This is a genomic window from Paratractidigestivibacter sp. (assembly GCF_052362415.1).
In the GTDB taxonomy this organism is placed as follows: Bacteria; Actinomycetota; Coriobacteriia; order Coriobacteriales; family Atopobiaceae; genus Paratractidigestivibacter.
In genome coordinates, this window is sequence record NZ_DAWEMK010000175.1 from 1 (window position 1) to 840 (window position 840).

At 66.0% G+C, this 840-nt stretch carries 1 protein-coding gene and 1 pseudogene; one reads left to right on the top strand and one right to left on the bottom strand.

The features are described from left to right. Window positions 1–154: pseudogene (locus ACT84W_RS10550) on the bottom strand (selenium cofactor biosynthesis protein YqeC); the annotation flags it as partial. Window positions 155–306: 152 nt separating this feature from the next. Here ACT84W_RS10550 and yqeB point away from each other — a divergent pair. After that, window positions 307–840 (top strand): selenium-dependent molybdenum cofactor biosynthesis protein YqeB (gene yqeB, locus ACT84W_RS10555; RefSeq protein ID WP_444329183.1); only part of this gene is annotated, 534 nt, incomplete at its 3' end.

Genomic DNA, 840 nt, shown 5'->3' on the forward strand with positions numbered 1-840 from the left:
CGAAGGGCAAGAAGTGCGTCGACGTGGTGAGGGCCACCGTGGCGCCGCCGCCAGCCAGCTCGCGCGCGAGCGCGGAGAGCAGCGTCGTCTTTCCGCCGCCGCCGATCACAGAGGTGATCCCCCGGGGGATTCCCAATGCATCCTGCAACTTCATTTGCTCACCTAACTAAAAGTAAGAAGCTGTCTGAAAAATTACCCTAAAACGAAGTATTGCCGCAGCTAACCGTTACTGTAAAGCCGATATAACGCACGCAAGAGAATCTGTTAGCATTACCAAAAGATTGTACGACAGCCGAGGAGGCATCCATGTTGGTTTACGTTCGCGGCGCGGGGGATATCGCCACCGGCATCGCGCTGCGCCTGCACCGCTGCGGCATGCAGGTTGTCATGGCGGACTTGGCCGTTCCCACGTCCATCCGCCGCACTGTCTGCTTCAGCGAAGCCATCCGCCTGGGCGAGACCACCGTCGAGGACGTCCGCGGCGTGCTCTGCGCCGACGCGGCCGCCGTGCGCGCCGCCGTGGCTGCCGGCGACGTCGCCGTCGTCGTTGACGCGGAGGCTCGCATGGCGCCCGAGCTCGCGCCCGACGTCCTCGTCGACGCGATCCTCGCAAAGAAGAACCTCGGCACCACGCGCGGCATGGCCCCCGTGGTCATCGGCGTGGGCCCGGGCTTCACCGCGCCGGTGGACGTCGACGCCGCCGTCGAGACCATGCGCGGCCACTACCTGGGGCGCGTTTATTACAAGGGCTCGCCCATCGCCAACACCGCCATCCCCGGCCTCATCGGCGGCTACGCCGGTGAGCGCGTGCTGCGGGCGCCGGCAGACGGCGTCGTTGAG